This window comes from Devosia ureilytica (genome assembly GCF_024273195.1).
Lineage (GTDB): Bacteria > Pseudomonadota > Alphaproteobacteria > Rhizobiales > Devosiaceae > Devosia > Devosia ureilytica.
Map to the genome: position 1 here is coordinate 371,038 of NZ_JAMZCU010000004.1, position 23,303 is coordinate 394,340.

27 protein-coding genes are annotated in these 23,303 nt (G+C 63.2%); 17 read left to right on the plus strand and 10 right to left on the minus strand.

What is annotated here, in order from left to right:
• The first annotated feature begins 10 nt into the window (after positions 1 to 10).
• Positions 11 to 1,366: an oxygen-independent coproporphyrinogen III oxidase gene (gene hemN, locus NIM87_RS13155; RefSeq protein WP_254675144.1), complete on the plus strand. Its 1,356-nt coding sequence runs from the start codon at positions 11 to 13 to the stop codon at positions 1,364 to 1,366.
• Between the two features lie 21 nt (positions 1,367 to 1,387).
• On the opposite strand, the gene NIM87_RS13160 is transcribed toward hemN, so the two are convergent.
• Positions 1,388 to 1,624 carry a hypothetical protein gene (locus NIM87_RS13160; RefSeq protein WP_254675145.1) on the minus strand — a complete coding sequence of 79 codons (237 nt, stop codon included), beginning with the start codon at positions 1,622 to 1,624 and terminating at the stop codon, positions 1,388 to 1,390.
• 6 nt (positions 1,625 to 1,630) lie between these two features.
• Positions 1,631 to 2,299: a helix-turn-helix domain-containing protein gene (locus NIM87_RS13165; RefSeq protein WP_254675146.1), complete on the minus strand. Its 669-nt coding sequence runs from the start codon at positions 2,297 to 2,299 to the stop codon at positions 1,631 to 1,633.
• A gap of 106 nt (positions 2,300 to 2,405) precedes the next feature.
• Between NIM87_RS13165 and NIM87_RS13170 the strand changes: the two genes are divergently transcribed.
• Positions 2,406 to 3,119 carry a response regulator gene (locus NIM87_RS13170; RefSeq protein WP_254675147.1) on the plus strand — a complete coding sequence of 238 codons (714 nt, stop codon included), beginning with the start codon at positions 2,406 to 2,408 and terminating at the stop codon, positions 3,117 to 3,119.
• A 66-nt stretch (positions 3,120 to 3,185) separates the two neighbouring features.
• Here NIM87_RS13170 and NIM87_RS13175 read toward each other — a convergent pair whose 3' ends face one another.
• Positions 3,186 to 4,754, minus strand: a complete 1,569-nt coding sequence (locus NIM87_RS13175; protein WP_254675148.1) for a PAS domain S-box protein — start codon at positions 4,752 to 4,754, stop codon at positions 3,186 to 3,188.
• A 108-nt stretch (positions 4,755 to 4,862) separates the two neighbouring features.
• Positions 4,863 to 5,306 (minus strand): pseudoazurin, encoded by a 444-nt coding sequence (locus tag NIM87_RS13180; protein WP_254675149.1) that lies wholly within the window; start codon positions 5,304 to 5,306, stop codon positions 4,863 to 4,865.
• A gap of 214 nt (positions 5,307 to 5,520) precedes the next feature.
• Here NIM87_RS13180 and nirK point away from each other — a divergent pair, with 214 nt between their 5' ends.
• The 4 genes from nirK (at position 5,521) to NIM87_RS13200 (ending at position 9,738) form a co-directional block, all read left to right on the plus strand.
• A complete protein-coding gene (nirK, locus tag NIM87_RS13185; protein WP_254675150.1) occupies positions 5,521 to 6,648 on the plus strand; it encodes a copper-containing nitrite reductase in 1,128 nt (375 codons plus the stop codon).
• 89 nt (positions 6,649 to 6,737) lie between these two features.
• The gene (locus tag NIM87_RS13190; protein ID WP_254675151.1) at positions 6,738 to 7,637 is read left to right on the plus strand and encodes an SUMF1/EgtB/PvdO family nonheme iron enzyme; all 900 of its coding nucleotides are present in this window, start codon (positions 6,738 to 6,740) and stop codon (positions 7,635 to 7,637) included.
• Positions 7,638 to 7,797: 160 nt separating this feature from the next.
• Complete coding sequence (locus tag NIM87_RS13195; protein ID WP_254675185.1) at positions 7,798 to 8,457, plus strand: Crp/Fnr family transcriptional regulator; 660 nt, start codon at positions 7,798 to 7,800, stop codon at positions 8,455 to 8,457.
• Positions 8,458 to 8,526: 69 nt separating this feature from the next.
• A complete protein-coding gene (locus NIM87_RS13200; protein WP_254675152.1) occupies positions 8,527 to 9,738 on the plus strand; it encodes an NnrS family protein in 1,212 nt (403 codons plus the stop codon).
• 4 nt (positions 9,739 to 9,742) lie between these two features.
• Here the strand turns inward: NIM87_RS13200 and NIM87_RS13205 are convergent, their stop codons facing one another.
• Genes NIM87_RS13205 through NIM87_RS13220 form a run of 4 tightly spaced genes read right to left on the minus strand, consistent with a single transcriptional unit; the run spans position 9,743 to position 12,212 of the window.
• Positions 9,743 to 10,054, minus strand: a complete 312-nt coding sequence (locus tag NIM87_RS13205; protein ID WP_408640072.1) for a metal-sulfur cluster assembly factor — start codon at positions 10,052 to 10,054, stop codon at positions 9,743 to 9,745.
• Positions 10,051 to 10,560: a DUF2249 domain-containing protein gene (locus NIM87_RS13210; protein WP_254675153.1), complete on the minus strand. Its 510-nt coding sequence runs from the start codon at positions 10,558 to 10,560 to the stop codon at positions 10,051 to 10,053. Before NIM87_RS13210 ends, NIM87_RS13205 begins: the two co-directional genes overlap by 4 nt.
• On the minus strand, positions 10,557 to 11,909 hold the full coding sequence (locus NIM87_RS13215; RefSeq protein WP_254675154.1) for a hypothetical protein: 1,353 nt from the start codon (positions 11,907 to 11,909) through the stop codon (positions 10,557 to 10,559). Before NIM87_RS13215 ends, NIM87_RS13210 begins: the two co-directional genes overlap by 4 nt.
• Positions 11,910 to 11,960: 51 nt before the next feature.
• Positions 11,961 to 12,212 carry a DUF2249 domain-containing protein gene (locus NIM87_RS13220; RefSeq protein WP_254675155.1) on the minus strand — a complete coding sequence of 84 codons (252 nt, stop codon included), beginning with the start codon at positions 12,210 to 12,212 and terminating at the stop codon, positions 11,961 to 11,963.
• A gap of 242 nt (positions 12,213 to 12,454) precedes the next feature.
• On the opposite strand from NIM87_RS13220, the gene ccoN reads away from it, so the two are divergent.
• The 10 genes from ccoN (at position 12,455) to NIM87_RS13270 (ending at position 20,472) form a co-directional block, all read left to right on the plus strand.
• Complete coding sequence (gene ccoN, locus NIM87_RS13225; RefSeq protein WP_254675156.1) at positions 12,455 to 14,098, plus strand: cytochrome-c oxidase, cbb3-type subunit I; 1,644 nt, start codon at positions 12,455 to 12,457, stop codon at positions 14,096 to 14,098.
• Between the two features lie 5 nt (positions 14,099 to 14,103).
• On the plus strand, positions 14,104 to 14,835 hold the full coding sequence (ccoO, locus tag NIM87_RS13230; protein ID WP_254675157.1) for a cytochrome-c oxidase, cbb3-type subunit II: 732 nt from the start codon (positions 14,104 to 14,106) through the stop codon (positions 14,833 to 14,835).
• A complete protein-coding gene (locus NIM87_RS13235; protein ID WP_332017520.1) occupies positions 14,832 to 15,008 on the plus strand; it encodes a cbb3-type cytochrome oxidase subunit 3 in 177 nt (58 codons plus the stop codon). The genes ccoO and NIM87_RS13235 overlap by 4 nt, the downstream gene beginning before the upstream one ends.
• Positions 14,999 to 15,871 (plus strand): cytochrome-c oxidase, cbb3-type subunit III, encoded by an 873-nt coding sequence (gene ccoP / locus NIM87_RS13240; RefSeq protein ID WP_254675158.1) that lies wholly within the window; start codon positions 14,999 to 15,001, stop codon positions 15,869 to 15,871. The genes NIM87_RS13235 and ccoP overlap by 10 nt, the downstream gene beginning before the upstream one ends.
• Entirely contained in the window at positions 15,868 to 16,068 is a 201-nt protein-coding gene (locus tag NIM87_RS13245) for a hypothetical protein (RefSeq protein WP_254675159.1), read from the plus strand. Before ccoP ends, NIM87_RS13245 begins: the two co-directional genes overlap by 4 nt.
• Positions 16,069 to 16,086: 18 nt before the next feature.
• Entirely contained in the window at positions 16,087 to 16,881 is a 795-nt protein-coding gene (locus NIM87_RS13250; protein WP_254675160.1) for a DUF2189 domain-containing protein, read from the plus strand.
• 87 nt (positions 16,882 to 16,968) lie between these two features.
• Positions 16,969 to 19,125 carry a heavy metal translocating P-type ATPase gene (locus tag NIM87_RS13255; protein WP_254675161.1) on the plus strand — a complete coding sequence of 719 codons (2,157 nt, stop codon included), beginning with the start codon at positions 16,969 to 16,971 and terminating at the stop codon, positions 19,123 to 19,125.
• Positions 19,122 to 19,286 (plus strand): cbb3-type cytochrome oxidase assembly protein CcoS, encoded by a 165-nt coding sequence (gene ccoS, locus NIM87_RS13260; RefSeq protein ID WP_254675162.1) that lies wholly within the window; start codon positions 19,122 to 19,124, stop codon positions 19,284 to 19,286. Before NIM87_RS13255 ends, ccoS begins: the two co-directional genes overlap by 4 nt.
• A 62-nt stretch (positions 19,287 to 19,348) precedes the next feature.
• Entirely contained in the window at positions 19,349 to 19,789 is a 441-nt protein-coding gene (locus NIM87_RS13265; RefSeq protein ID WP_254675188.1) for a hemerythrin domain-containing protein, read from the plus strand.
• Positions 19,786 to 20,472: an NnrU family protein gene (locus NIM87_RS13270; protein ID WP_254675163.1), complete on the plus strand. Its 687-nt coding sequence runs from the start codon at positions 19,786 to 19,788 to the stop codon at positions 20,470 to 20,472. Before NIM87_RS13265 ends, NIM87_RS13270 begins: the two co-directional genes overlap by 4 nt.
• A 46-nt stretch (positions 20,473 to 20,518) precedes the next feature.
• On the opposite strand, the gene NIM87_RS13275 is transcribed toward NIM87_RS13270, so the two are convergent.
• Both NIM87_RS13275 and NIM87_RS13280 read right to left on the minus strand, forming a co-directional pair.
• Positions 20,519 to 21,115: a UbiX family flavin prenyltransferase gene (locus NIM87_RS13275; protein ID WP_254675164.1), complete on the minus strand. Its 597-nt coding sequence runs from the start codon at positions 21,113 to 21,115 to the stop codon at positions 20,519 to 20,521.
• 5 nt (positions 21,116 to 21,120) lie between these two features.
• Complete coding sequence (locus NIM87_RS13280; RefSeq protein WP_254675165.1) at positions 21,121 to 22,632, minus strand: UbiD family decarboxylase; 1,512 nt, start codon at positions 22,630 to 22,632, stop codon at positions 21,121 to 21,123.
• 109 nt (positions 22,633 to 22,741) lie between these two features.
• Between NIM87_RS13280 and ubiT the strand changes: the two genes are divergently transcribed.
• Positions 22,742 to 23,236, plus strand: a complete 495-nt coding sequence (gene ubiT / locus NIM87_RS13285) for a ubiquinone anaerobic biosynthesis accessory factor UbiT (protein WP_254675166.1) — start codon at positions 22,742 to 22,744, stop codon at positions 23,234 to 23,236.
• Positions 23,237 to 23,303: the final 67 nt, after the last annotated feature.

Genomic DNA, 23,303 nt, shown 5'->3' on the forward strand with positions numbered 1-23,303 from the left:
AGCCGCCCGCATGCAACCGGAACTCCGCGATCTGATTGATCGCTATTCGCTTCCCGTACCCCGGTACACGAGTTACCCAACCGCACCGCATTTTCACGGTGGCATCGGCGCCGACACCTATGCCCGCTGGCTTGGTTCGGTAGCCGCCGGGGCCACGATGTCGCTCTATCTGCACATTCCCTATTGCGACCGGCTGTGCTGGTTTTGCGGCTGTCACACCAAGCACACGCTGCGCTACGAGCCCGTCGCTGAATACCTCAAGGCACTGCATGCGGAGATCGATTGGGTCAGTGCCAAGCTGGGCGGACGCGGGCGGGTCACTGCCATACACCTCGGCGGCGGTTCGCCTACCCTGCTGACGCCTGAGGACCTGCTGGCGCTCAAAGCAAAGCTGTCCACCGCTTTCTCACTGGATGCCAATGTGCAGATCAGCGTTGAGATCGATCCCAATGATCTCGACGACGGCCGTTATGATGCCATGGCCACGTTCGGCCTGACCCGCGCCAGCATCGGCGTGCAGGATTTCGATCCGAAGGTGCAAAAGGCGATCAACCGCATCCAGAGCCTTGAGCAGACTCGTGCGGTGGTCGATGCCATGCGTCAGCGAGGCATCGCTTCGGTCAACCTCGACCTGCTCTACGGCCTGCCCTTCCAGACCGAAGACGGATTGGCCCGCACAATTGGCGCGGCGCTCGAACTCGCGCCAGACCGGGTGGCCTTGTTTGGCTATGCCCATGTGCCCTGGATGAAACCGCACCAGAAGATGATCCCTGAGGAGGCCCTGCCGGACCGCTTCGCGCGCTTCGGCCAAGCCATGCTGGCCGGCGAGATGCTAGCGCAAGCGGGCCTGGAGCCCATCGGCTTTGACCACTTTGCGCGTCCCGACGACCCGCTGGCAATCGCGGCGCATGAGGGCCGATTGCGGCGCAATTTCCAGGGCTATACCGACGATGCCGCCGATGTGCTGATCGGCCTGGGTGCCTCAGCCATTGGCCAGCTCCCGCAAGGCTATGTGCAGAACATCACACCCACCGGCGACTACAGCAAGACCGTGCTGGCCGGATCGGGCGCCACCGCCAAGGGTTTTGCATTGACCCCCGCAGACAAGATGCGCGCCCGCGCCATTGCCGCGCTGCTCTGCAATTTCCGGCTTGGGGAACAAGACCTGGCGGGATTTGGCGCAGCCGCGACTGCCCTCCTGGGCGAGGCGGAGGCCATTGCCCTCACCGACGCCGATGGAATGACCGAAATGCGCGACGGCGCCTTTGTCGTGACCGAGCGGGGCCGCCCTTTTGTTCGGACCATCGCTGCGCGGTTCGACAGCTATTTCGGCACCGGCACGGCACGTCATTCGGCCGCCGTCTGATTCAGAGCGCGGCCACCGGGCCTAATTGATGTCGTGAATATCCACCCTGGAGGCAGTGCTGGAAAGCAGGACGCCGAGCAATTGCCGGTCGATCGTGTTCGTCAGTGTCACCTCCAGCCGGCACGCCCCACGCTGGTCCGCTTCATGGCCAGTAATCAGTTGAATGGCGCTGGCGCCATGCGCAATCAGCGCCTGTCGCACCGCCATTGCAGCGTCTACATCGGCAAAATGGGCTATCGCAAGACGGGTACGCGGCATGTTGGATCAGTGCACCGTGGTCTCGCATTCGGCCTGGCCGCGCAGGCGCTCCAGATCGCGAATGACAAAGTTGCCGCGGCCGGGCAGGTCGATGATGCCGCGGATCTTGAGCTTGGTCAGATTGCGGCTGACGGTTTCGATGGTGAGCCCGAGATGATCGGCAATGTCGGCGCGGCACATGGGCAGGCTCACACGCTTCTCATTGCCCAGCTTGCCGGTGCGAGAAGCCAGCGATAGCAAAAATCCGGCAATGCGCTCCATGGCCGACTTGCGGCACAAAAGCACCGACAGATCGTGCATGCTGGCGATTTCGCCGGCCGCCATGGTCAGGAGTTTCTCGCCCAGTTCAGGCCGATTGCGCATGGCCTGGCCGATGTCGCTGTGCGCCGTGACCTGCACCCGGCCAGGCGTCAAAGCATCGCAATCGAAGCGATAGGCATCGCCGTGTCCAAAGCCGATGACGTCACCGGGATAGGCAAAAGCCACCACCTGGCGTCGGCCGTCAGCGAAAACCTTGGTCGCCCGGAACACCCCCGTCACGACTTCAAAGAGCGCGTCGGCGCTGTCGCCCTCGCGGAACAGCATCGTGGTGGCACCAACGACGCGGCCGGGGCCCTCGGCACCAGCGTCGGCGGATCCGCGCATGTCCGGGGAGGCATGAGGAAAGAGGTACATCGCTGGGCTCCGTTCTGCTGTGGCGGAACGGAATTGACCATGGCCGGGTAATCGGCCTATCCGATGTATGTAACCGATTGTAACGGCGCATACTGGCCCAGGATTGATGCAAAGCCACCATATCCTCATCGTTGACGACGACAGCCAGATCCGGCGCATGCTGCGCCGTTGTCTCGAGGACGAGGGCTATCGCATCAGCGAATCGAGCGATGGGGCCAATATCGAGGCGGCCCTGCGTGGCGGCATCGATCTGGTAACGCTCGATCTCAACCTTGGTCCCGCCGATGGCCTGGCAGTGGCGCGGCGCATCCGCCAGGCGTCCCAGGTGCCCATCATCATCATCACCGGCAAGGGCGACACCATCGACCGCATTGTCGGTCTTGAGGTGGGGGCCGACGATTACATCGCCAAGCCATTCCACCTGCGAGAAGTGCTGGCGCGCATCCGCAGCGTCCTGCGCCGCAGTTCTGGCAGTGCCCCGGCCTCGTCACCAGCGGCCGCAAAGCCAATCGCATTCGATGGCTTTGTGCTGGATCCGGCCCGGCGCAGTCTCGCCGGTCCCGATGGCCGGGCCATTCCGCTCACCACTGGCGAATTCGACCTGCTGATGCTGTTTGCCCGCAATGCCCATGTTGTTCTGGACCGCGACCGCATCATGGACCTGCTCAAGGGCAATGACTGGTCGCCCAATGATCGCAGCATCGACAATCAGGTGGCGCGCCTCCGAAAGCTGATCGAAACCGACACCCGCCAGCCGCGGCTGATCAAGACCGTTCGTGGCGCCGGTTACTGTTTCACGCCCGACAGGCTGGAACGCTAAGGCGCGTCCGCCACGGGTTGCCGTATTTCCGAGGCTCTTCAGCGTTTCAACGCAGCGCTGAAACCTCTAGGCACCGGCCTCGAGGATCTCGGAGATGGCGCTTGCAAGGTCGGCCAGCCGGTACGGCTTGCTCAGCACTTTCAGATGCGCAATGGCATCTGCGTCCCGCCGAACCAACTCGTCGGCATAGCCCGATGTGAGAAGCACCGGCAGACGAGGCCAGTTGGCGGCGACCCGGTGCGCCAGTTCATAGCCGGAAATGCCCCCCGGCATCACCAGGTCCGTGAACACCAGATCCACCTCGGCACCACTGCCCAGGATGGCCAGCGCCTCATGAGCGTCAGCGGCCATCAGTGTGCGGTAGCCCAGGCTATCGAGGCGATTGACCGTCAGGCGCCGCACGCGTGCATCGTCTTCGACAACCAGAATGATCTGGCCCGTCTGCGCCGGTTCTGCTTCCGCTGCCTCGGCCGTCTGGGCCGGCATCTCGCCATGGCGGGGTAGATAGATGTTGACCGTCGTGCCGCGGCCCGGCTCGCTATAGATGCTCGCATGCCCCTCGGACTGCTTGGCAAAGCCATAAATCATCGAGAGGCCCAGACCCGTTCCGCGTCCGGTTTCCTTGGTGGTAAAGAACGGCTCGAAAGCCCTCTCGCGCACCTCGCGCGGCATGCCCTCCCCCGTATCGGCCACCGACAGGCGCACATAGTCGCCGGGCGCCAGTCCATCGAGGTCCTCGGACATCACCGCATCGACACTGACATTGCCGGTCTCGATGATCAGGCGGCCCCCCTCCGGCATGGCATCGCGGGCGTTCAGTGCCAGGTTGACGATGGCGCTTTCCACCTGTGAAGCGTCGATGCGCGTTGGCCAGAGGCGCGGCGTCAGGGCATTGGATAGCGAAATCGTCGACCCAAGCGTGCGGTGCAGCATGTCGGTGAGGCCAAGCACGAAATCATTGAGGTTGACCACCTCGGGTTCCAGATGCGAGCGCCGCGCAAAGGCCAGCAATCGCGCCGTCAATCGCGCACCCAGGTCAGCCGCCTCGAGAGCTTCGGTCGCCAGTTCCTTCTGGGCTGTCGTTGTCAGCCGCCCTTCCAGCATTTCCAGATTGCCGATGATCACCGTCAGCAGATTGTTGAAATCATGCGCTATGCCGCCGGTGAGCTGGCCCATGGCCTCCATCTTCTGGGCCTGACGCAGGGCCTGTTCGGTGGCCTTCTGCGCCGACAGGTCATGGATGATGCCGGTGAAATGCAACCGCCCATCCATCTCGAATTCGCTGACGGCCAGATGCATCGGAAATGTTGAGCCATCGGATCGTCGCCCGGTCACCTCGCGGCCGATACCGATGATCTTGCGCGCGCCCGTATTGCGATAGTTCGCGATATATCCATCATGGGCGGAATGGTATGGCTCAGGCATCAGGAAATGCACATTCCGGCCGATAAAGCTCTCGGCCGCATAGCCAAATAGCCGGGCCGCCGCGGGATTGACGGTGGTGATCAATCCCTGATCATCGATGGTAATGATTGCATCAAGCGCCGACTCGAGGATGGCCTGCAACTTGTGCGCCTGGCCGATGAGGGCGTTGTGGTCCTGGTCCGAAGCGGTCACGTCAATCTGGGGCTGCAATTGCGATGCGCCAGACTAGCCGGTTTCAGCCGCCAGCCAAATAGCACCGGCACAACAAAAAACCCCTGCACACAGGTGCAGGGGTAAATCAGCGCAACGGGTCAGAGATTAGAGGCCAAGGCCCGCATAGGCCGCGTCCAGCCGTTCCTGGGCCTTGTTCGGCACCTTGACGGCCCGTGCCGCATCCAGGTTTGGCAAGTCATCGCCCACGGCAATGGCACCGACCATGCCCATGGCAAAGTGCGGCGTGCACTTGATGCCGTAAAGGCCGGGTACGTCGAAGGTCATGGTGAAGGCCTCATTGACCTTGCTTTTGAAGGGTTCGACACCCTCGGGGATCATGTCCTTGATGTTCTCGACATTGTGGCTCTTGTCGGTTGGCACGAATGTCACCGTGTCGCCCGGCTGGATGGCAAGAAAGTTCGGCTCGAAGACCATGGTTCCGGCCTCGCCCTTGTTGAGCAGCTGGATCTCATAATCGGCCGCAAATGCCGGTGCCATCAGCCCGCCCAGGGCGATCAGGGTTGCGAAGGTGGTTGCGATAGTGCGCATCGGGGGTCTCCTTGACGTTTGGGTCGGCTGACCCGTTGGCGCCGTTCTACGCAACCACCCCGCATGGGTCTTTGATCCAGAACAAATATTGAGCGCCAATGCAGCAGCCGACAAACCACGTGATATTTGCGCCTGATCAAGGATGTTATTTTTCGACAGAACTATTGTGACCATCGACGGCACAAATCACGAAGTGCCAGCCATGGAGAATAAAATGGTCAACAATAACATTCTTTCGCGTCGCGCTTTACTTACGGGTGCTGCCGCTATTGGTGCAACAGCCCAGTTGACGGCAATGCTGTCGGCGACCGCGCAGGAAATCGCTGAGGCCGCTCCGATGGTGGACTTCAACACTCTGGAGCGCGTCAAGGTAGATCTGGTCGCGCCCCCCTTTGTGCATGCCCATGAGCAGGTCGCTACTGGCGCACCCAAGATTGTCGAGTTCACGATGACAATCGAGGAAAAGCGCCACGAAGTCGAAGAGGGCGTCGAGCTCTGGGCCATGACCTTCAACGGCTCGGTGCCCGGCCCCATGATGGTGGTGCACGAGGGCGATTATGTCGAACTGACACTGATCAATCCCGACACCAATATGATGCCGCACAATATCGACTTCCACGCGGCCACTGGCGCGCTGGGCGGTGCCAAGCTGACCGAGGTCAGCCCTGGTGAAAAGGCCATCCTGCGGTTCAAGGCAATCAAGGCTGGCGTGTTCGTCTATCACTGCGCGCCCGCAGGCATGGTTCCCTGGCACGTCACCTCGGGCATGAACGGCGCCATCACGGTGCTGCCGCGCGACGGGCTCAAGGACGCCAAGGGCAACCTCATCACCTATGACCGGGTCTATTACGTGGGCGAACAGGACTTCTATGTGCCCAAGGATGCGGACGGCAACTACAAGAGCTATGAGAGCATTGGCGATGGCTATGCCGATGCCGTGGAAGCCATGCGCACGCTGATCCCCAGCCACATTGTCTTCAATGGCAAGGTGGGTGCCCTTACCGGCGACAATGCCCTTAAGGCCAATGTCGGGGAAACGGTCTTGATCCTGCACTCGCAGGCCAATCGCGACACGCGGCCACACCTCATCGGCGGCCATGGCGATTTCGTCTGGCCCACGGGCAAGTTCCACACACCGCCCGACGTTGATCAGGAGACCTGGTTCATCCCTGGCGGTACAGCCGGCGCCGCCGTCTATACCTTCAAGCAGCCCGGCGTCTACGCCTATGTGAACCACAACCTCATCGAGGCCTTCGAGTTCGGCGCTGCCGGCCACTTCGTGGTCGAGGGCGAATGGGACGACGACCTGATGACCGGCGTGCTGGCCCCCAGCCCCATCTGACCCAAACCCAAGCGGAGCGGCATGAGCCGCTCCGTTCACCCCGTTGCCGGCTCCTGGACCCTCAGTGCCGGCATCTCCCGGAGGCGGAAATGACAGCTCATGCCGTTGGCACAAAGGAAGCGATACCGCTCCTGCTTCCAGCTGGCCTGCTGGCCCTGATGATCGGCGCCCTGGCAGTGCAAGTCGCACCGTCGCTGCCTGTGCCCTTCTCGGCCGCCACCCTCGCGCCGCCTGCGAGCGTCGTCCTGCCTCCGGGAACCCTGACCTACCGGCCCGAGGGCCACTATCTGCGCGACAATGTTCCGGTCGATGGTCCGGTGGAAGAAGTCGTGTTCACCGAACCGCTCGACATCATGACCTACCAGGTCAGCGCGGCCGACTATGGCCGCTGTGTTGCCGAGGGCGCCTGCGCGATGCCCCTGACACCGATTGCCGATGGGAGCGAGCTCCCTGTCACTGGCGTCAATTATCAGGATGCCGTTGACTACGCGGGTTGGCTGAGCGCCGCGACCGGACAACTCTGGACGCTGCCCAGCGACGCCGAATGGGCCTATGCCGCCGCCGAACGCTATACCGATGATGCGCTGGGCCTGTCCGAGGACGTCAACGATCCGGCGCAACGCTGGATCGCCAATTATCGCCAGGAGGCGGCTCGCAGTCGTGCTGCCGACCCCACACCGCACGCGCTCGGGAGCTTTGGCGCCAACAGCAATGGCATCATGGATATGGCCGGCAATGTCTGGGAATGGACAGACACCTGCCATCGGCGCGTCCATACCGACATCACCGGCGCCATTGTCAGTGAGCAACCGGCCTGCACGATCCGGGTGCTCGAAGGCAAGCATCGCGCAGCGACCAGCTACTTTGTCCGGGATGCCAAGAGTGGTGGTTGCTCGGTCGGAGTTCCGCCCGACAATCTCGGCTTTCGCCTCGTCCGGCGGCCCGCCTGGCATGAACAATTGCTGGCACGGTTCATCCCGGCGGCCTGAGCCACACCACGCCGGATCACAACGCCAACCTGGGGTGCGACAGCTGCACCGTTTATCGAATGCCGATATTGTTGTATCTGGAACGCTCCCTTGTTCGGAAGGCAGTGTTTTGGCTGATATCGACCGGAGCCTGGTGCGGAGCCTGCCCCTCTTCGCCAATATGGCGGAAGCCGAACTTGATCGGCTGCTGACCCGCGCCACCATGCGCCGCATCGAGATTGGCGAGGCCGTGTTCGAACAGGGACAGAAGGCCACCCGGTTCTTTTTGTTGCTCCATGGCCGCCTCAAGGTCGCCCAAGTCACCCCGGCTGGCCAGCAGATCATCGTCCGTGTGGTCCATCCCGGCGATCTTTTCGGCTTTGCCCAGGCCCTGCAGCGCGAAGACTATCCCGGCACCCCCATAGCTGCGGCCGAGAGCGTGGTGATGTCCTGGCCCAATGAGGTTTGGGGCAGCATTGTCGAGCAGAACCCGCATCTTGCCGTCAACGCCATGCGCACCATCGGCCAGCGCCTCCAGGAAGCCCATACGCGCATCCGCGAAATGTCCACCGAGGAGGTCGAGCGGCGCGTCGCCCATGCGGTGCTGCGGCTGGTGGAACAGGCCGGTCGCCACGACCGTGACGGCGTTCACGTCGACTTCCCGCTTAGCCGGCAGGATGTTGCGGAGTTGACCGGCACCACCCTTCACACCGTCTCCCGGCTATTCAGCGCCTGGGAAAGCCAAGGCATCGTCAAGGGCGGACGACAAAAGCTCCTGGTGCGCGACAAGTCTCGCCTGCAGGCATTGGCGGACGGCAGTACGCGCTCCAATTCGGACTGATTGCGCCAGCGCAAGGATCGCAGCGAGATCCCGGGATAGGCGGAGAGACCCTTCCAAACCCGGTGCGCCATGACCGACACACATCCCATCAAGCGCAAACCTGTTCCCCGTGGTATTGCGCATACCGGCCCGGTAATCCTGGCCTATGGTTTCAGGCCCTTCTTCCTCGGTGCAGGTGTCTGGGCGGTCCTTGCCATGGGACTGTGGATTGCGAGCCTTGCGGCCGGCTTTCCCATCGGAGCGGGCTATGGCGGCCCAGCCTGGCACGCCCACGAAATGCTGTTCGGCTATACCAGCGCGGCCCTTGCGGGCTTTCTCCTCACGGCCATCCCCAATTGGACCGGAAGGCTGCCTGTTTCGGGCGCACCACTGGCCGTTCTCTTTGTCGTCTGGCTGGCTGGCCGGATGGTCCTTATTCGACCTGACGTCATCGGGCTGGAATGGGCGCTGGGGATCGACAGTCTCTTTCTGCCCCTCCTTTTCGCCATCTGCCTTCGCGAAGTGGTCGCGGGACGCAAGTGGCGCGATCTCAAGGTTCTGGCTGCCGTCCTTGCGCTGGCCATCGCCAATGCCGGCTACCACGCATTGATCGTGGGGGGCGGAGACACCGGACTGGCCAGCCGCCTGGCGATCTCGGCCTATATTATGCTGATCGGCATTGTCGGGGGCCGCGTCGTGCCCAGCTTTACGCGCAACTGGCTGGCCCGGCGGCACGTCATCAACCTGCCGGCGCCCTATGATCGTCTTGACACCATTGCCCTGTTCGCAGGGCTGGCAGGCCTGGGTCTTTGGGTGCTCTGGCCCGATCACCCAGCCACCGTCCTGGGATGTGTGGTGGCTGGCGTATTGCACAGCATGCGCCTGGCCCGCTGGCAGAGCTGGCAAACGGCCGACGAGCGTCTGGTCCTGGTGCTGCATCTGGCCTATGCCGCGATCCCGCTTGGGTTTTTCGCCATAGCCCTGGTGCCCTCGGGTCTGCTCGACGCCACTTCGGCCCTTCATGTTTTCACCCTGGGGGCTATCGGGCTGATGACGCTGGCCATCATGAGCCGGGCCACGCGCGGCCACACCGGCATGGCTCTGACCGCTCCGCCCCTCACAGCGGCAAGCTATGGGTTTCTGATCGCCGCAGTCTTGCTTCGACCTGGTGCCGCGCTCCTTCCAGATCACTACATGACCCTGATATCGCTCAGCGGCCTTTGCTGGATGATGGCGTTCACGCTCTATCTGGTCGAATACGCGCCGGCACTGCTGACGCGACGCAAGCCGCGCCCCGAATAGGACATCAGAACCGGACAGCGATTTCGGGCGCCATGCGATCAGGCGTCCAGGGCGGGTCATAGGTCAGTTCCACATCGACGCGGGTCACGCCGGTCACGGCGCCGGCTGCCGCGGCCACGGCCTCCTGAAGAAACGCGCTAGCCGGGCAGAATCGGGCCGTGGTTGTCATGACCACGCCGACAACGCCTGCATCCTGCACATCCACGTCATAGACCATCCCCAGATCGATGATGTTGTGCCCCAGTTCGGGATCGATGACAGATCGCAGCGCGGCGCGAATGTCGGCCTCGATCTCCATCTTTGGGGTCGGCATCATGGCTGCCGACCTGCCCTGATCATCAACCGATAGCTGGTTCCATCGGCGTCAAAGTCGCCCACCCAGGCGTGCCCTCGGGCTTGCATTTCGGGAAACAGAAAGACTGGCTCGCGTCCAAGCAGCGCGAACATGACCTCGCCTTCGCTCATGGCTTCGAGCTGCGTCAGGATCTGCACCATCGGCTCGGGCGGATCCATGTCGGTGCAGTCCAGATAGTGGATCGGGTCGGGCCAGCTTTCCGGGTCCTCCGGCCGCGACGCCGCGCTTCCTGCCGGCACGGCGGTGGGCATAAAAAGCACCTGCCAGTCGCCGCCTTCCAATGGCGTCGCCTCATAGCCGAAGCCCTTGGCTGCCATGACGGTAAAAAGGGGCTCGGGCCGGAAGGTCGCGTAGAGCTTGAGACCCTGACCAGGAGCCAGCGCGTTGATCGCGCCCATGATGGCGCCAAACGGCTCACCGCCATTGCGCAGGATGGGACGGACATCAAGTTCAAGTGCATCTGTCATGCGACACTCCTTTGTCTGGTGGCCGGCAGAATGAGGCGGGGCTTGGGGTGATCCATCCAGGCTTCAGGCAGGTCGGCCAGACGCCTGGCCCGAACATACTGGTGTATCAGCATCATCACGCCAAGCAGTTGCAGCGCCGTAGCAATGCGAAAGACGACGTCTGATCCGAACACTATGGCCGTCGCGCCGGCGAGCTCTGCGGCAAAATAGAGAATGAAGAATGGTGCGGCTCGACGTTCGCAGACGAGGTCCTGCACGCGCGGCGTTATCATGCGGCCCATATGCGGCGCGAAACATTCGAGCCAGGTGAGAAACGCGACGATCTTGTAAAGCATGACGAGGCCCAGTCCTCCCAGCCAGCCCAGCGCCAGCACATGAATGGCGGCGGCCAATACGGGCTGGCTGCCGGTCCAAAGCGCCCAGGCCAGGAGGCCGGCGCCCAGACCCAGCATGGCCATGCCCGCCACTGCCCCGGCCATGTGCAGCTCAAGCCTGGCGCGCCGGCGGGTCCGGTAGAGTCCCGCGATGTCGGCAAGATATGCGCCGATCGCCAGCGCAGCGGCCAGGCCGGTCAAAGCGAGCCCAAGGGACCAGGACGCATTTGTCGCGATGAGAATCATCAAAACGCCTGCCAACCCGCCCAATGCGATGGTCGCACTCCAGAACGCCATCCGCGTCAGTACGCCTTTGCGCTCGGGCGCTACCAGGAACATCGAGACCAGGCGATAGCTCACGCCCATGGCCGCAAGCGTGAGCCAGCCGCCCAATCCAAAGGCGGCGTGCAGCCCCACTCCATGCATCACCAGCGCGACGGAAAAGTTGCCACCGACAAGCCCTGCCAGCACGGAGGCCAATGTTTCGCCCAGCGTGGCAGCCACCAGAAGGCTGAGCAGCCCCAGCGCCACGAACCCCGCCGGCAAGGGAAGCGAACGGGCGCTGAGCAGCGTCGCGAACAGCATAACCGCTGCCACGCAAAATCCGGCGAGGAGCAAAAGCCCTCCAAGGGTCAGAAATTCAACGGGCGCATTGTGCCATCCATCCAGCGCCAGAAATCCGCACAACAACAGGGCCAGACCGGACAAGATCAGCGCGAGGATCACCGGCGGCAGCTTGGGCCAGACCAGTTCACGCCCCACCAGCACCGGCAGGAACTGCATGAGGGCCCCGAGCATCAGCAGGCTCAGCCAGCCGATTGTTATCAGATGCACCACAACCAGCGTGCGGGGCTCCATCAGGCCCTCGGATGGATAGCCCAGGCCTAGGGCCATCAGCGCCAGCGCACTCACCAGCGCGACCAAAGCGCCGCTGAAATAGGCCAGCGTCCACCGCGATATCGTTGCCATCTGCATGATCTTGCTCCCGGTGAAGGGGGCAGCCCGGTGCGGCCGCCCCTGTCACGCTCAGGCCTCGGCCTGCCGCCCCAGCTCAACCCGCCAGACCTCGGGACCACCTTCGAGATAGGTCCAGGAAAACTGGCCGGGATATTCTGCCTGCAACTGATAGTGCAGCGGCCGCGGATCGTGGTCATTGATGATCATGAAACTGTCCCCCACGGCCAGGGCATTGGCCATGGCGAATATCCTTGGGTGCCGCTCGCGGGGCGCGACGGTGCGAACATCGATAAAGGCAAGATCAGTCGTGTGCTCTGTCATTTCACTGTCCGGGCCGCAACAAACATTCGGTCCAGGCGGCGGCCGAACGCCCGGATGCTCGCAGGCTAGACGGGGTCGGACATGTGCACTTTGTCGCAGCGCAAATTTTCCAGCGTCAAGCAGCCGCCGCCCGAAAACGACCGCTTATTTGATCCAGCGCAAAGAAGTTGGAGCGCGCCGCTCTAGGGGTGAGGGAGTGCGCACTTTGTGCACGCGCATCCGATATATCGAGGAGCCCGGCGGTGTTTTCAGACTTTTCTCGTGATGAGAGAACTTTCGCGTTCATCATCCTCGGCGGCCTGGTCGTTGCGGGTCTTGCCATGGCCATCGCCGGTCGCGGCGACATTCTGGGCACGCATGGGTGGATGGTCTTTGGGCTTTCGCTCATTGCCCTGTTCGGCGCCATACGGCAGGCCGACCGCCCCGAGCCCTCTCCTGAGCGCCTTTTGGAATATTATGATGCGCCCACCCGTGTCGGCCTTGTCCTGACCTTGATCTGGGGCGTGATCGGCATGGCTGCTGGCTTCTGGGTCGCGGCCTTGCTGGCCTGGCCCGATATGACTTTTGATGTCGCCTGGCTGAGCTGGGGCCGCCTGCGTCCCATTCATACCAGCGGCGTCATCTTCGGCTTTGGTGGAAACGCACTGATCGCCACCTCATTCCATGTGCTGCAGCGCACGACTCGCGCTCGCCTCCCCGACGCCCTCAGCCCCTGGTTCGTGCTGCTGGGCTACAACCTGTTCTGCATCATCGCTGCCAGCGGCTACCTGATGGGGCTGACCCAATCCAAGGAATATGCCGAACCCGAATGGTATGCCGATATCTGGCTGGTGGTGGTCTGGGTGGTCTATTTCGCCATCTACATGCGCACCCTGGCCCGCCGCAAGGAACCCCATATCTATGTGGCGAACTGGTACTACATGGCCTTCATTCTGGTCGTGGCGATCCTCCATATCGTCAACAACCTCGCGGTGCCTGTCTCGTTCGGATCGGCCAAGTCCTACTCGCTGTTCGCCGGCGTCCAGGATGCGATGACCCAATGGTGGTACGGCCATAACGCCGTGGCCTTCTTCCTCACCGCCGGCTTCCTGGGCATGATGTATTACTACCTGCCCAAGCGCGCCAATCGCCCGATCTTTTCTTATCGGATGTCGATCATCAGTTTCTGGGGCATCACCTTCATGTATATGTGGGCCGGCTCGCACCACCTGCATTACACAGCCCTGCCCCACTGGGTGCAAACGCTGGGCATGGCCTTTTCGGTCGTGCTGCTGGTGCCGAGCTGGGCTTCGGCCGGCAACGCCCTGCTGACGCTCAATGGCGCCTGGCACAAGGTGCGCGACGACGCCGTGCTCCGCTTCATGGCCCTGGCTGCGATCTTTTACGGCATCACCACTTTCGAAGGCTCCTTCATGGCCATTCGCGCCGTGAATTCGCTCAGCCACTATACCGACTGGACCATCGGCCACGTTCACGCCGGGGCTTTGGGTTGGGTCGCCATGATCACCTTTGGCTCGCTCTATTCACTGGTGCCGAGCATGTTCAAGCGCGAGCGCATCTATTCCAACACCCTGGTCGAGGTTCACTTCTGGCTCGCCCTGGCGGGGACCGTGATCTACGTGTTTGCCATGTGGAACTCGGGCGTCATTCAGGGCCTGATGTGGCGCACCTATGACGAGTCTGGAACGCTGACCTACTCGTTCCTCGACAGCCTCGAGGCCATGCACCCCTATTACATCGTCCGGGCCTTTGGCGGGCTGCTGTTCCTGCTCGGTGCCCTCACCGCCCTCTTCAACGTCATCATGACCATTCGCATGCCGGCCAAAGTCCAGCCTGACACAGGCATGGACCTGCCCGCCGAACCTGCCCTGCAGGCCGGAGAATAAGTCCCATGTTCAAGTTTCACTATCGCCTCGAACGCAGCGCCCTCGGTTTGGTCGGGTTTATCATCCTGGTCGCCTCCATCGGCGGGTTTATCGAAATCGCCCCGCTTTTCACCATCGACGAGACGGTGGAAGAGGCCCAGGACATGCGGGTCTATACCCCTCTGGAAGTCGCCGGCCGCAACATCTTCATCCGCGAAGGTTGCTATGCGTGCCACAGCCAGATGATCCGCACCCTGCGCGACGAAGTTGATCGCTACGGGCCCTATTCGCTGGCCGTCGAGAGCCAGTACGACCATCCCCAGCTTTGGGGTTCCAAGCGCACGGGCCCCGACCTGGCACGCCTGGGCAACAAATATTCGGACGCCTGGCACACCACCCACCTGAACAATCCGCGTGACCTGGTGCCGCAATCGAAAATGCCGGCCTATCGCTGGCTACTGCGTGACCAGCTGCGTACCGATGATCTCGGCCAGCATCTGGCAACCTTGCGCACGGTCGGCGTGCCTTACACCGACGACCAGATCGCCAATGCCACCCAGGATGCCTACGGCCAGGCCAATCCCGACAGTCCCGAAGCCGGGGGCGTAGCCGAACGCTATGGCGATGCCACCAATATCCGGCCTTTCGACGGCCAGACGGACAAGCTGACCGATATGGATGCGCTGGTCGCCTATCTCCAGGTGCTGGGCAACTTGACCAATGCCGCCCATGAAACCCAGACCGCGGAGGTGGAATGATGGTGTTCGATCATGACAGCGTCGTGGCCTTCTCCAAGTCTTTCGGCCTGATCTATCTGGTTGTTCTCAGCCTGATCTGCCTGGCCTGGACCTACTGGCCGTCCAACAAAAAGGGCTTTGACGAGGCGGCCCGAATGCCCGTTCTCGAGGAGGAGGACCGGCCATGGCGCTGAAGGAACGCGATGAATTTTCTGGCCAGGTGACCACCGGCCATGAATGGAACGGCATCAAGGAACTCAACACGCCCGTCCCCAGGCTGCTGTGGGTCTTCCTCTCCACCATGGGCCTGTTTGCCATCGGCTGGACGATCATGATGCCAAGCTGGCCGGGTGTATCGGGCTATTTCAGGGGTCTGCTTGGTGCCGATCAGCATGAGGCGGTCCAGCAGAGCCTTGTCGAGGCCGAGGCCGAACGCTCGATCTGGAGCGAGAGACTGGCTAGCGAGGACCTGGCCACGCTTGCCGCGGATCAATCGATCATGACTGCAGTGCGTCAGACCGGCCCCGCGCTCTTTGGCGACAATTGCGCCGGCTGCCATGGCTATTCTGCCACCGGCAATGCCGGCTACCCCAATATCGCCGAGGCTCCGATGATGTGGGGTGGCGATGCTGACACTATTGCCGAGACCATTCGCATTGGCATCAACGCGAACCATCCTGAAACCCGCTACGGGCAGATGCTGGCGTTTGGCCGAGACCAGATGCTGGGCAGTGCCGAAATCAGCGCCCTGGCCGATTATCTCGTTTCCATGCAGGGCGAAAAGTTCCTGACGCCCGAGGAGAACGCGGCCGCACAAACCTTGTTTGCCGACAATTGCGCCGGCTGCCACGGTGAGGATGCGCGCGGCATGGTTGAAACCGGCGCCCCCAATCTGACCGATGCGCACTGGACCTATGGCGACGACCGCGCCACCATCCGCCAGTCCATCTACAATGGCCGTCAGGGCACCATGCCCGCCTGGGAAGGCCGGCTGAGCACCGCGCAGATCCGTCTCCTGGCGCTCTATGTGATGGACCTGAGGGGGGACATACCGTGACCGCGCTCGGCAGCGCCTCCCCAAAGCGCCGCTCCGCTCTCGCCTGGCTGGTGGGGGTCGGCATCATTGCCGTCCTCCTGGCAGCCAATGCTCACCTGATCTATGTCGCCTTCGCTTCGCAACCCGACTGCGTCAGCCACCTCAAGGTGCCTGACGGCAGCACCGACCACTTCCGCGCCGCCAAGTCCGGCTGCTAATTCCAGGGGCTCCCCGCCATGACCCAGACAGCCGATATTCTCCCCCCGCATGAACCCGCGCTTCCCCGCGCCGTCAATCACAACCGGCATCTGCCCGCCAGCGCGCCGCTGGCCTGGCTTGCCGCCGGTTGGCGTGACCTGTGGACCCAGCCGGGAACCAGCCTTGCCTATGGCTTGGGCGTGACCCTGGTTTCCTACGCGCTGATCTATGCCATGTTCACCTTCGGCTGGGCGCAGATCCTGTTCCCGGCACTGGCCGGCTTCCTCGTCGTCGGACCGCTTCTGGCCACCGGACTCTACGTCAAGAGCCGGAAGCTCGCCGCGCGCGAGAAGGTGACCCTTACCGGCATGCTCTTTCCCCATGGCGGCATGCACCTGTTCTTTGTGGGTGCGGTATTGATGACATTGATGCTGGTCTGGGTGCGCGCTGCCGTCCTGCTCTACGCGCTGTTTTTCGGCTGGCGGCCCTTCCCCGGTTTCGACCAGATCACCACCATGCTCTTCACCACGCCCCCGGGCCTAGGCATGCTGATTGTCGGCACCGCTATTGGCGGTCTGTTTGCGGCCTTTTCTTATGCCATTGGCGCCTTTTCCATCCCATTGGTGCTTGACCGCCACCACGACGCCTTCTCGGCCATGGGACTGTCCCTGTCCTATGTGACCAACAACATGCCAGCCACAATGGTCTGGGCCATTCTGGTGGTTGGCCTGGTTCTGGTCAGCCTGGCCACTGGCCTGCTCGGTCTCATCCTTATCTTCCCGCTGCTCGGCCATGCCACCTGGCATGCCTATGTGGCGGTGCGCAGCAATTAACGTGCACACATGACCTGCTGCGCCCCACCGCCCATTTTCGCCGAGGCCCTCGCTGGAGGGCCTGGCCGGGGACCGTCGGACAATGAGGTGCGGCTGGCAAGCCGAGACCTGGGCGATGGTTTGCGGCAATCCGAATTCTCGGTGCCGTCCATCCACTGCGGCGCCTGCATCCGCACCATCGAAACCGCGCTCGATGCCCTGCCGGGCATTGTTTCCAGCCGGGTCAATCTTTCTGGCAAGCGCGTTGCCGTGCGCTGGCGTGACGGAGCCGCAATGCCACCCATGGTGCGGACCATGGTGGCGCTTGGTTATGAGCCCAACCTGTTCTCGCTCGAACAGGCCGGCAGCGACACGGGGTTTTCGCCCCTGGTGCGGGCCCTGGCCGTTGCCGCCTTCTGTTCGATGAATATCATGATGTTCTCCGGCTCGGTCTGGGCGGGTGCCGATGGCCCCACGCGTGACATACTGCACTGGATCAGCGCCGGGCTGACCTTGCCGGCTCTGCTCTATTCGGGCCGCGTTTTTTACCAGTCCGCCTGGACCGCCCTCCGGTCGGGCCGCACCAATATGGATGTGCCGATCACCATCGGCATTGCCATGGCCTTCGCGCTCAGCCTCTACGACACGATGTTTTCCGGCGACCGGGTCTATTTCGACGCTGTCGCCTCCCTGATCTTCTTTCTCCTGATTGGCCGCACTCTGGACCACGCCATGCGCGAGCGGGCGCGCAATGCGGTCAAGGGCCTGGCCCGCCTGGCCCCGGCCGGGGCTCTTGTCGTCGATGAACCAAACGGCCCGGCCTTCCTGCCGCTGTCCGACGTTCCTGTCGGCGCCACCATCGCCATTGCAGAGGGTGAGCGTATACCGCTTGACGGCGACATCCTGTCGGGTACCAGCACGCTGGACCGCAGCCTGCTGACCGGCGAAAGCCTGGCCGAGCCCGTCGGCCCCGGACAGAATGTCCCCGCTGGCGCACTCAACCTCTCCGGCCCGCTTACTGTCCGCACCACTGCTGACGAACGTGGCTCCACACTCAACCGTCTCGTCACCCTGCTCGAAGACGCCGAAGCCAGTCGCAACCGCTACCGCCGGATCGCCGACCGCGCCGCCGCCTGGTATTCCCCCGTTGTGCATCTGGCCGCGGCCCTGGCCTTTGCCGGCTGGATGGTGCTCAGCGGCGACCTGCACAATGCCACCACCATTGCCATCGCGGTCCTCATCATCACCTGCCCCTGTGCACTCGGCCTCGCCGTTCCCATGGTACAGGTCATGGCCGCGCGGCGCCTGTTTGAAGCCGGAATCATGGTCAAGGATGGCGCGGCCCTCGAACGTCTCGCTGAAGTCGACACGGTGGTTTTCGACAAGACCGGCACCCTGACCACGGGCCTGGCAACGGCCATTGCCGTCAGCGGAACCCCCGATACGCTGGCACTGGCCGCAAGTCTGGCTGCCCGGTCGAGGCATCCCTATGCGCTCGCCATTGCCCGCACCTATCCTCAGACCGACGATAGCGACTGGACCGACATCCGCGAGCACCCCGGCTTCGGCGTCGAGGCCAATCTGGCGGGCCACGCCTACCGCCTGGGGCGTAGCGGCTGGTCGGGCCCGGAAAGCGAAGCGTTCGGTACCGTCCTGTCGCGCGACGGCGAAACCATTGCCGCCTTCAGCTTTGCCGACCGCCTCCGTCCCCATGCGGCGGCCAGCATTGCGCGCCTCAAGGCTGCGGGCCTCGACATCGAAATCCTCAGCGGTGATCGTCCGGCAATCGTTGGGCAGCTGGCGGGACAATTGGACATTGCCGGACAGGGCGGCCTGCTGCCCAATGACAAGCTGACCCGTGTCGAAACCCTCGAAAAGGCCGGACGCCACGTCCTGATGGTTGGCGATGGGCTCAACGACACGCCCGCCATGGCCCGCGCCCACGCTTCCATGGCGCCGGGCAATGCCCTCGACATCGGTCGCAATGCCGCCGATTTCGTCTTTTTGCGCGACGATCTCAATGCGGTTCCCCAGGCGCTGTCCGTTGCCCGCGAAGCCGGGCAATTGGTGCGGCAGAACCTGGCCTTGGCGCTGCTCTACAACGCGGTCGCCCTGCCCATTGCCGTTGCCGGGCTGGTCAATCCATTCCTCGCCGCCATTGCCATGTCGGCCTCTTCGGTCGTGGTCGTGCTCAACGCCTTGCGGCTGGGCTGGCATCCCTTTCGCACCGAACCCGCCATCCAGCTCAGGGACCAGACAGCATGAGCGATTTCTTTTACCTGATCCCGATTTCCATCGTGCTCGGCCTGCTGGGTCTGCTGGTATTCCTGTGGTCCCTGCACGCCGGCCAGTACGACGACCTCGATGGGGCCTCGGAGCGCCTGCTGCACGAGGACGACGTGCCCCGCACCACGCCCCGGCCTTGATCGAAAACAAAGTCGTCACCAACCCAACGGTCTAGGAATGCGGGACGAAGGTGGTGAAGACGATGACTTTGGCTGCGCTAGAGGCTTGCTATCAGGACCTGCTCGCAATCTGCGATGATCTGGAGGCAATTGCCGATGGATTGCCGAACAGCATATCGAGGGCTCGCTGCGCGCAAGCGGCTGGCGAAGCCGTCCTGGCCCTCACCCGGACCCACCGGCTCGAAAATGAAGTCCTGCTCCCCCAGCTCGAAACCTCGCCGCGTCCAGAACTGCGCCATCTGGCGACACGCCTGCGCCAGGAACATGATTTTGACGGCCAGGCCGTCATGGAAATCGAGGAAGCCCTTCTGGCGCTGTCCGAGGGAAGGGCATTTCTATCGCCCGATGCCCTGGGGTACCTGCTGCGTTCATTCTTTGAAAGCGTACGTCGACACGTCCATACCGAGCAGGATCTGATATCCCTGCTCAACGACATATCGCCGCCTCCAGGATCGATGCATTGACCCAGTTTCTCGCCGCCATGGGCCTATTCCTGGCCCTCCATTCAGTTCCGGCCATTCCCGCCATCCGCCAACGCCTCATCGACCGGCTGGGACGCCGCGTCTATCTGGCGCTCTATTCGCTGGCCTCCATCATCAGCCTAGGCTGGGTCTTTCAGGCGGCATTGGCGCTCGACTATGTCGAGCTCTGGCCGCCCGCGCCCTGGCAGGCCTGGATCGCGCTGATCCTGGCTCCTTTGGCGCTCGTTCTTCTTGTTGCCGGCCTCATCAGCCCCAACCCCATGTCCATCAGCTTTCGCAGAGGTGACGCCAAGCCCGGCGCCATCGTCGCGGTTACCCGCCATCCGGTGCTCTGGGGCTTCATTCTCTGGTCGGGCAGCCACGTCATCGCCAATGGTGACCTGCGCAGCCTCATGTTGTTCGGCAGTCTGGGTCTGTTTGCCGCTCTGGGCATGGCCATGACCGAGCGCCGCAGCCGCCGGCGGCTGGGGGTCGCCTGGTCCAACCTGGCCGCGACAACATCGGTGCTGCCGCTTGCCGCAATCCTCTCTGGCCGGGCCAGACCGGGCTTTGACGCACTGATGTTAACGGCGCTGCTCGCCACGGCCTTGATTACGGCCTGGCTGCTCTGGGGCGGACACGCGGCCCTGTTCAGCGCCGACCCGCTTGCTCTTGCGGCGCTCTAGGACCAGCGGGCCAGCGTCAGTTGAATGTTGATTGGCCCTCGGCAATTCAGCGCAAGGCAATAGCGCCCCCGTCCTCCTCGCCACGCCAGGGGCGAGCTTCGGCGGCACCGGGAAGATCAAGCAGATCGATGGCCCTGGCCGCCAGGTGATCGACAATTTCGGCCACCGACTGCGGCCGGTGGTAGAAGGCCGGCACTGGTGGCATGACGATGGCGCCCATCTCCGTCACCGCCGTCATATTGCGCAAATGCCCCAGGTGCAGTGGCGTTTCCCGCGCCAAGAGCACCAGCCGCCGCCGCTCCTTGAGCTGCACATCGGCAGCCCGTGTCACCAGATTGTCGGTAATGCCGGTCGCGATGGCCGCCAGGGTCCGCATCGAGCAGGGCGCCACGATCATGCCTTTGGTGCGATGCGACCCACTGGCGATGGTGGCGCCAATGTCGCCGACCGCGTGGACGTGCGACGCCATGCCCACAAGGCGCGTCAGGGCGTCCGGGCCAACTTCATGCGACAAAGTCCGTTCAGCCGCCGCCGAAACGACCAGCTCGATCTCCACGTCACCCCGACCTTGCAGGCGCTCGGCAATGCGCAGGGCGAGCGCCGCGCCCGAGGCGCCTGTTACGGCCAGCACAATCCGGTTCATGCCATTCATCCGCGTAATCCCAATTCGCTCCAAAGGCCATCGACCCGGTCCGTGATCTCGTTGGACATGGCCAGCGGCCGTCCCCATTCGCGGTCGGTTTCCGAGGCGATCTTGTTGGTGGCATCAAGCCCCAGCTTGCCGCCAAGTCCTGGGCGGGGCGACGCAAAATCGAGATAATCAATGGGGGTGTCGGGGATCACCACCAGATCACGCATCGCGTCGAACCGGGTGGACAGGGCCCACATCACATCGCCCCAATCGCGCACATTGATATCGGGATCGACCACAATGATCAGCTTGGTCATGCTGAACTGTGGCAGCATCGACCAGAGCCCCATCATCAACCGCCGCGCCTGGCCCGGATAGCGCTTGTCGATGGAAACCACCATGGCGCGATAGGAACAGGCCTCGGGCGGCAACCATAGATCCTTGATCTCGGGAAACTGTTCCTTTGCCAGCGGCACGAACAATGGGGTCATCGCCTCTCCCAGCCGCGAGGGTTCGTCCGGTGGTCGGCCCGTATAGGTGGACAAATAAACCGGCTGGCGTCGCATGGTAATGGCGCTCAACCTCACCACGGGGAATGACTCAACGGAATTGTAGTATCCCGTGTGGTCCCCATAGGGTCCCTCGGCAGCCGTCTCCGTGGCACTGACCGAGCCTTCAAGCACGATTTCTGCCTCGGCAGGGACCGGCAGTCCGACACTGACACCATGGGCCAGGCGCGCCTGCCGGCGCCGCAAAACCCCGGAAAACGCCATTTCATTGAGGCCATCGGGCAGCGGCATCACTGCGGCCAGAATCGTGACCGGATCGGCGCCGATGGCGATGGCAATGGGCATGTCCAATCCCTTTTGCTGCCACAAGCGGTGGTGCCGCGCCCCGCCACGGCTGGGCAGCCAGCGCACAATGGCCCGGTCCCGCCCCAGGACCTGCATCCGGTATATGCCCACATTGATATCGCTTGGATCATCCGGTGCGCGGGTGATGACGAGCGGCCAGGTAATGAGCGGCGCCGGTTCTCCCGGCCAGCAGGTTTGGATAGGAAGCCGTCCAAGATCGATCTCGCCCCCGCGCCAGACCACCGCCTGACACGCCGGCCGCTGCACAAGTCGCGTCCGCAAGGTCAGTGCCGCGCGCAGCATGTCGCGGCTGGCCCAGGCGCTGCGCAGATCGCGCGGCGGTTTTGGCGACCGCAATTGCGCCAGCCCAAGCCCCAGATTGTCGAGATCGGGCACATCCAGTCCCAGACCCAATGCCACCCGCTCCGTCGTGCCGAACAGATTGACCAGCACCGGCATGGCTGCAGCGCTACCATCCGGCATGACCGGGCTTTCCAGCAGCAGCGCGGGACCATTGTCTGCCAGCACCCGGCGGTGAATTTCGGTCACCTCATGCACCATGCTGACTGGCCGGTTGATCCGATGCAGCAAGCCACGCCTCTCCAGCACATGCATGAAGCCAGCAAGATTGTCGGCGATGGGGTGGCGGAGGGGCGGCAGGAGCGGATTGGGCATGCGGACATGTCTGCCTGAGACATCCTCGGACTTCCTTGCGCTGCATCAAGGTTCTGTCTGGCCGTGCCCCTTAGTGTCCGGCCTGCGTCCACTCCACGGGAACCGCCAGATGCTGCTGCCGCGCCCTCTTGCACTCGCCATCGATCACCTGCCCCTGGCCTTGGTGCAGGCCGTCGTTGAAAAAGTCTTTCAAAGGGCGTTGCAGCAGCACCCTGACCTGTTCGATCGCCTGGGCCCCCAGGCGGAGAAGCACTTTCGCTTCACCCCTGCCGACCTGGACCTGAGCTTCCTCATCCATCCCGCCAGCCGAACCATACGCACGTTTCGCAAGGCCAATACGCCCAAGGCCGAAGCCGCTGTTTCCGGCCCGCTGCTCACCCTGCTGGCTTTGCTTGAAGGCCGTATCGACGGGGATGCGGTGTTCTTTTCCAGAAGCCTGACCGCAACCGGCGACATGGAGGCCATGCTGGCCCTGCGCAATGCGCTGGACGACTGTGGATTTGACCTTCCGGCCGATCTGGCAGGCATGGCCGGTCCATTGGCACGGCCCTTCCAGCAAGTAGCCGAGCTGGTGCGCCGCCGTGCCCTGGCCGGGCTGGTCTAAGCCGATGGAACTGATCTGCCCGGCCGGAACCCCAGCTGCCTATCGCGAAGCCGTCGAGGCCGGTGCC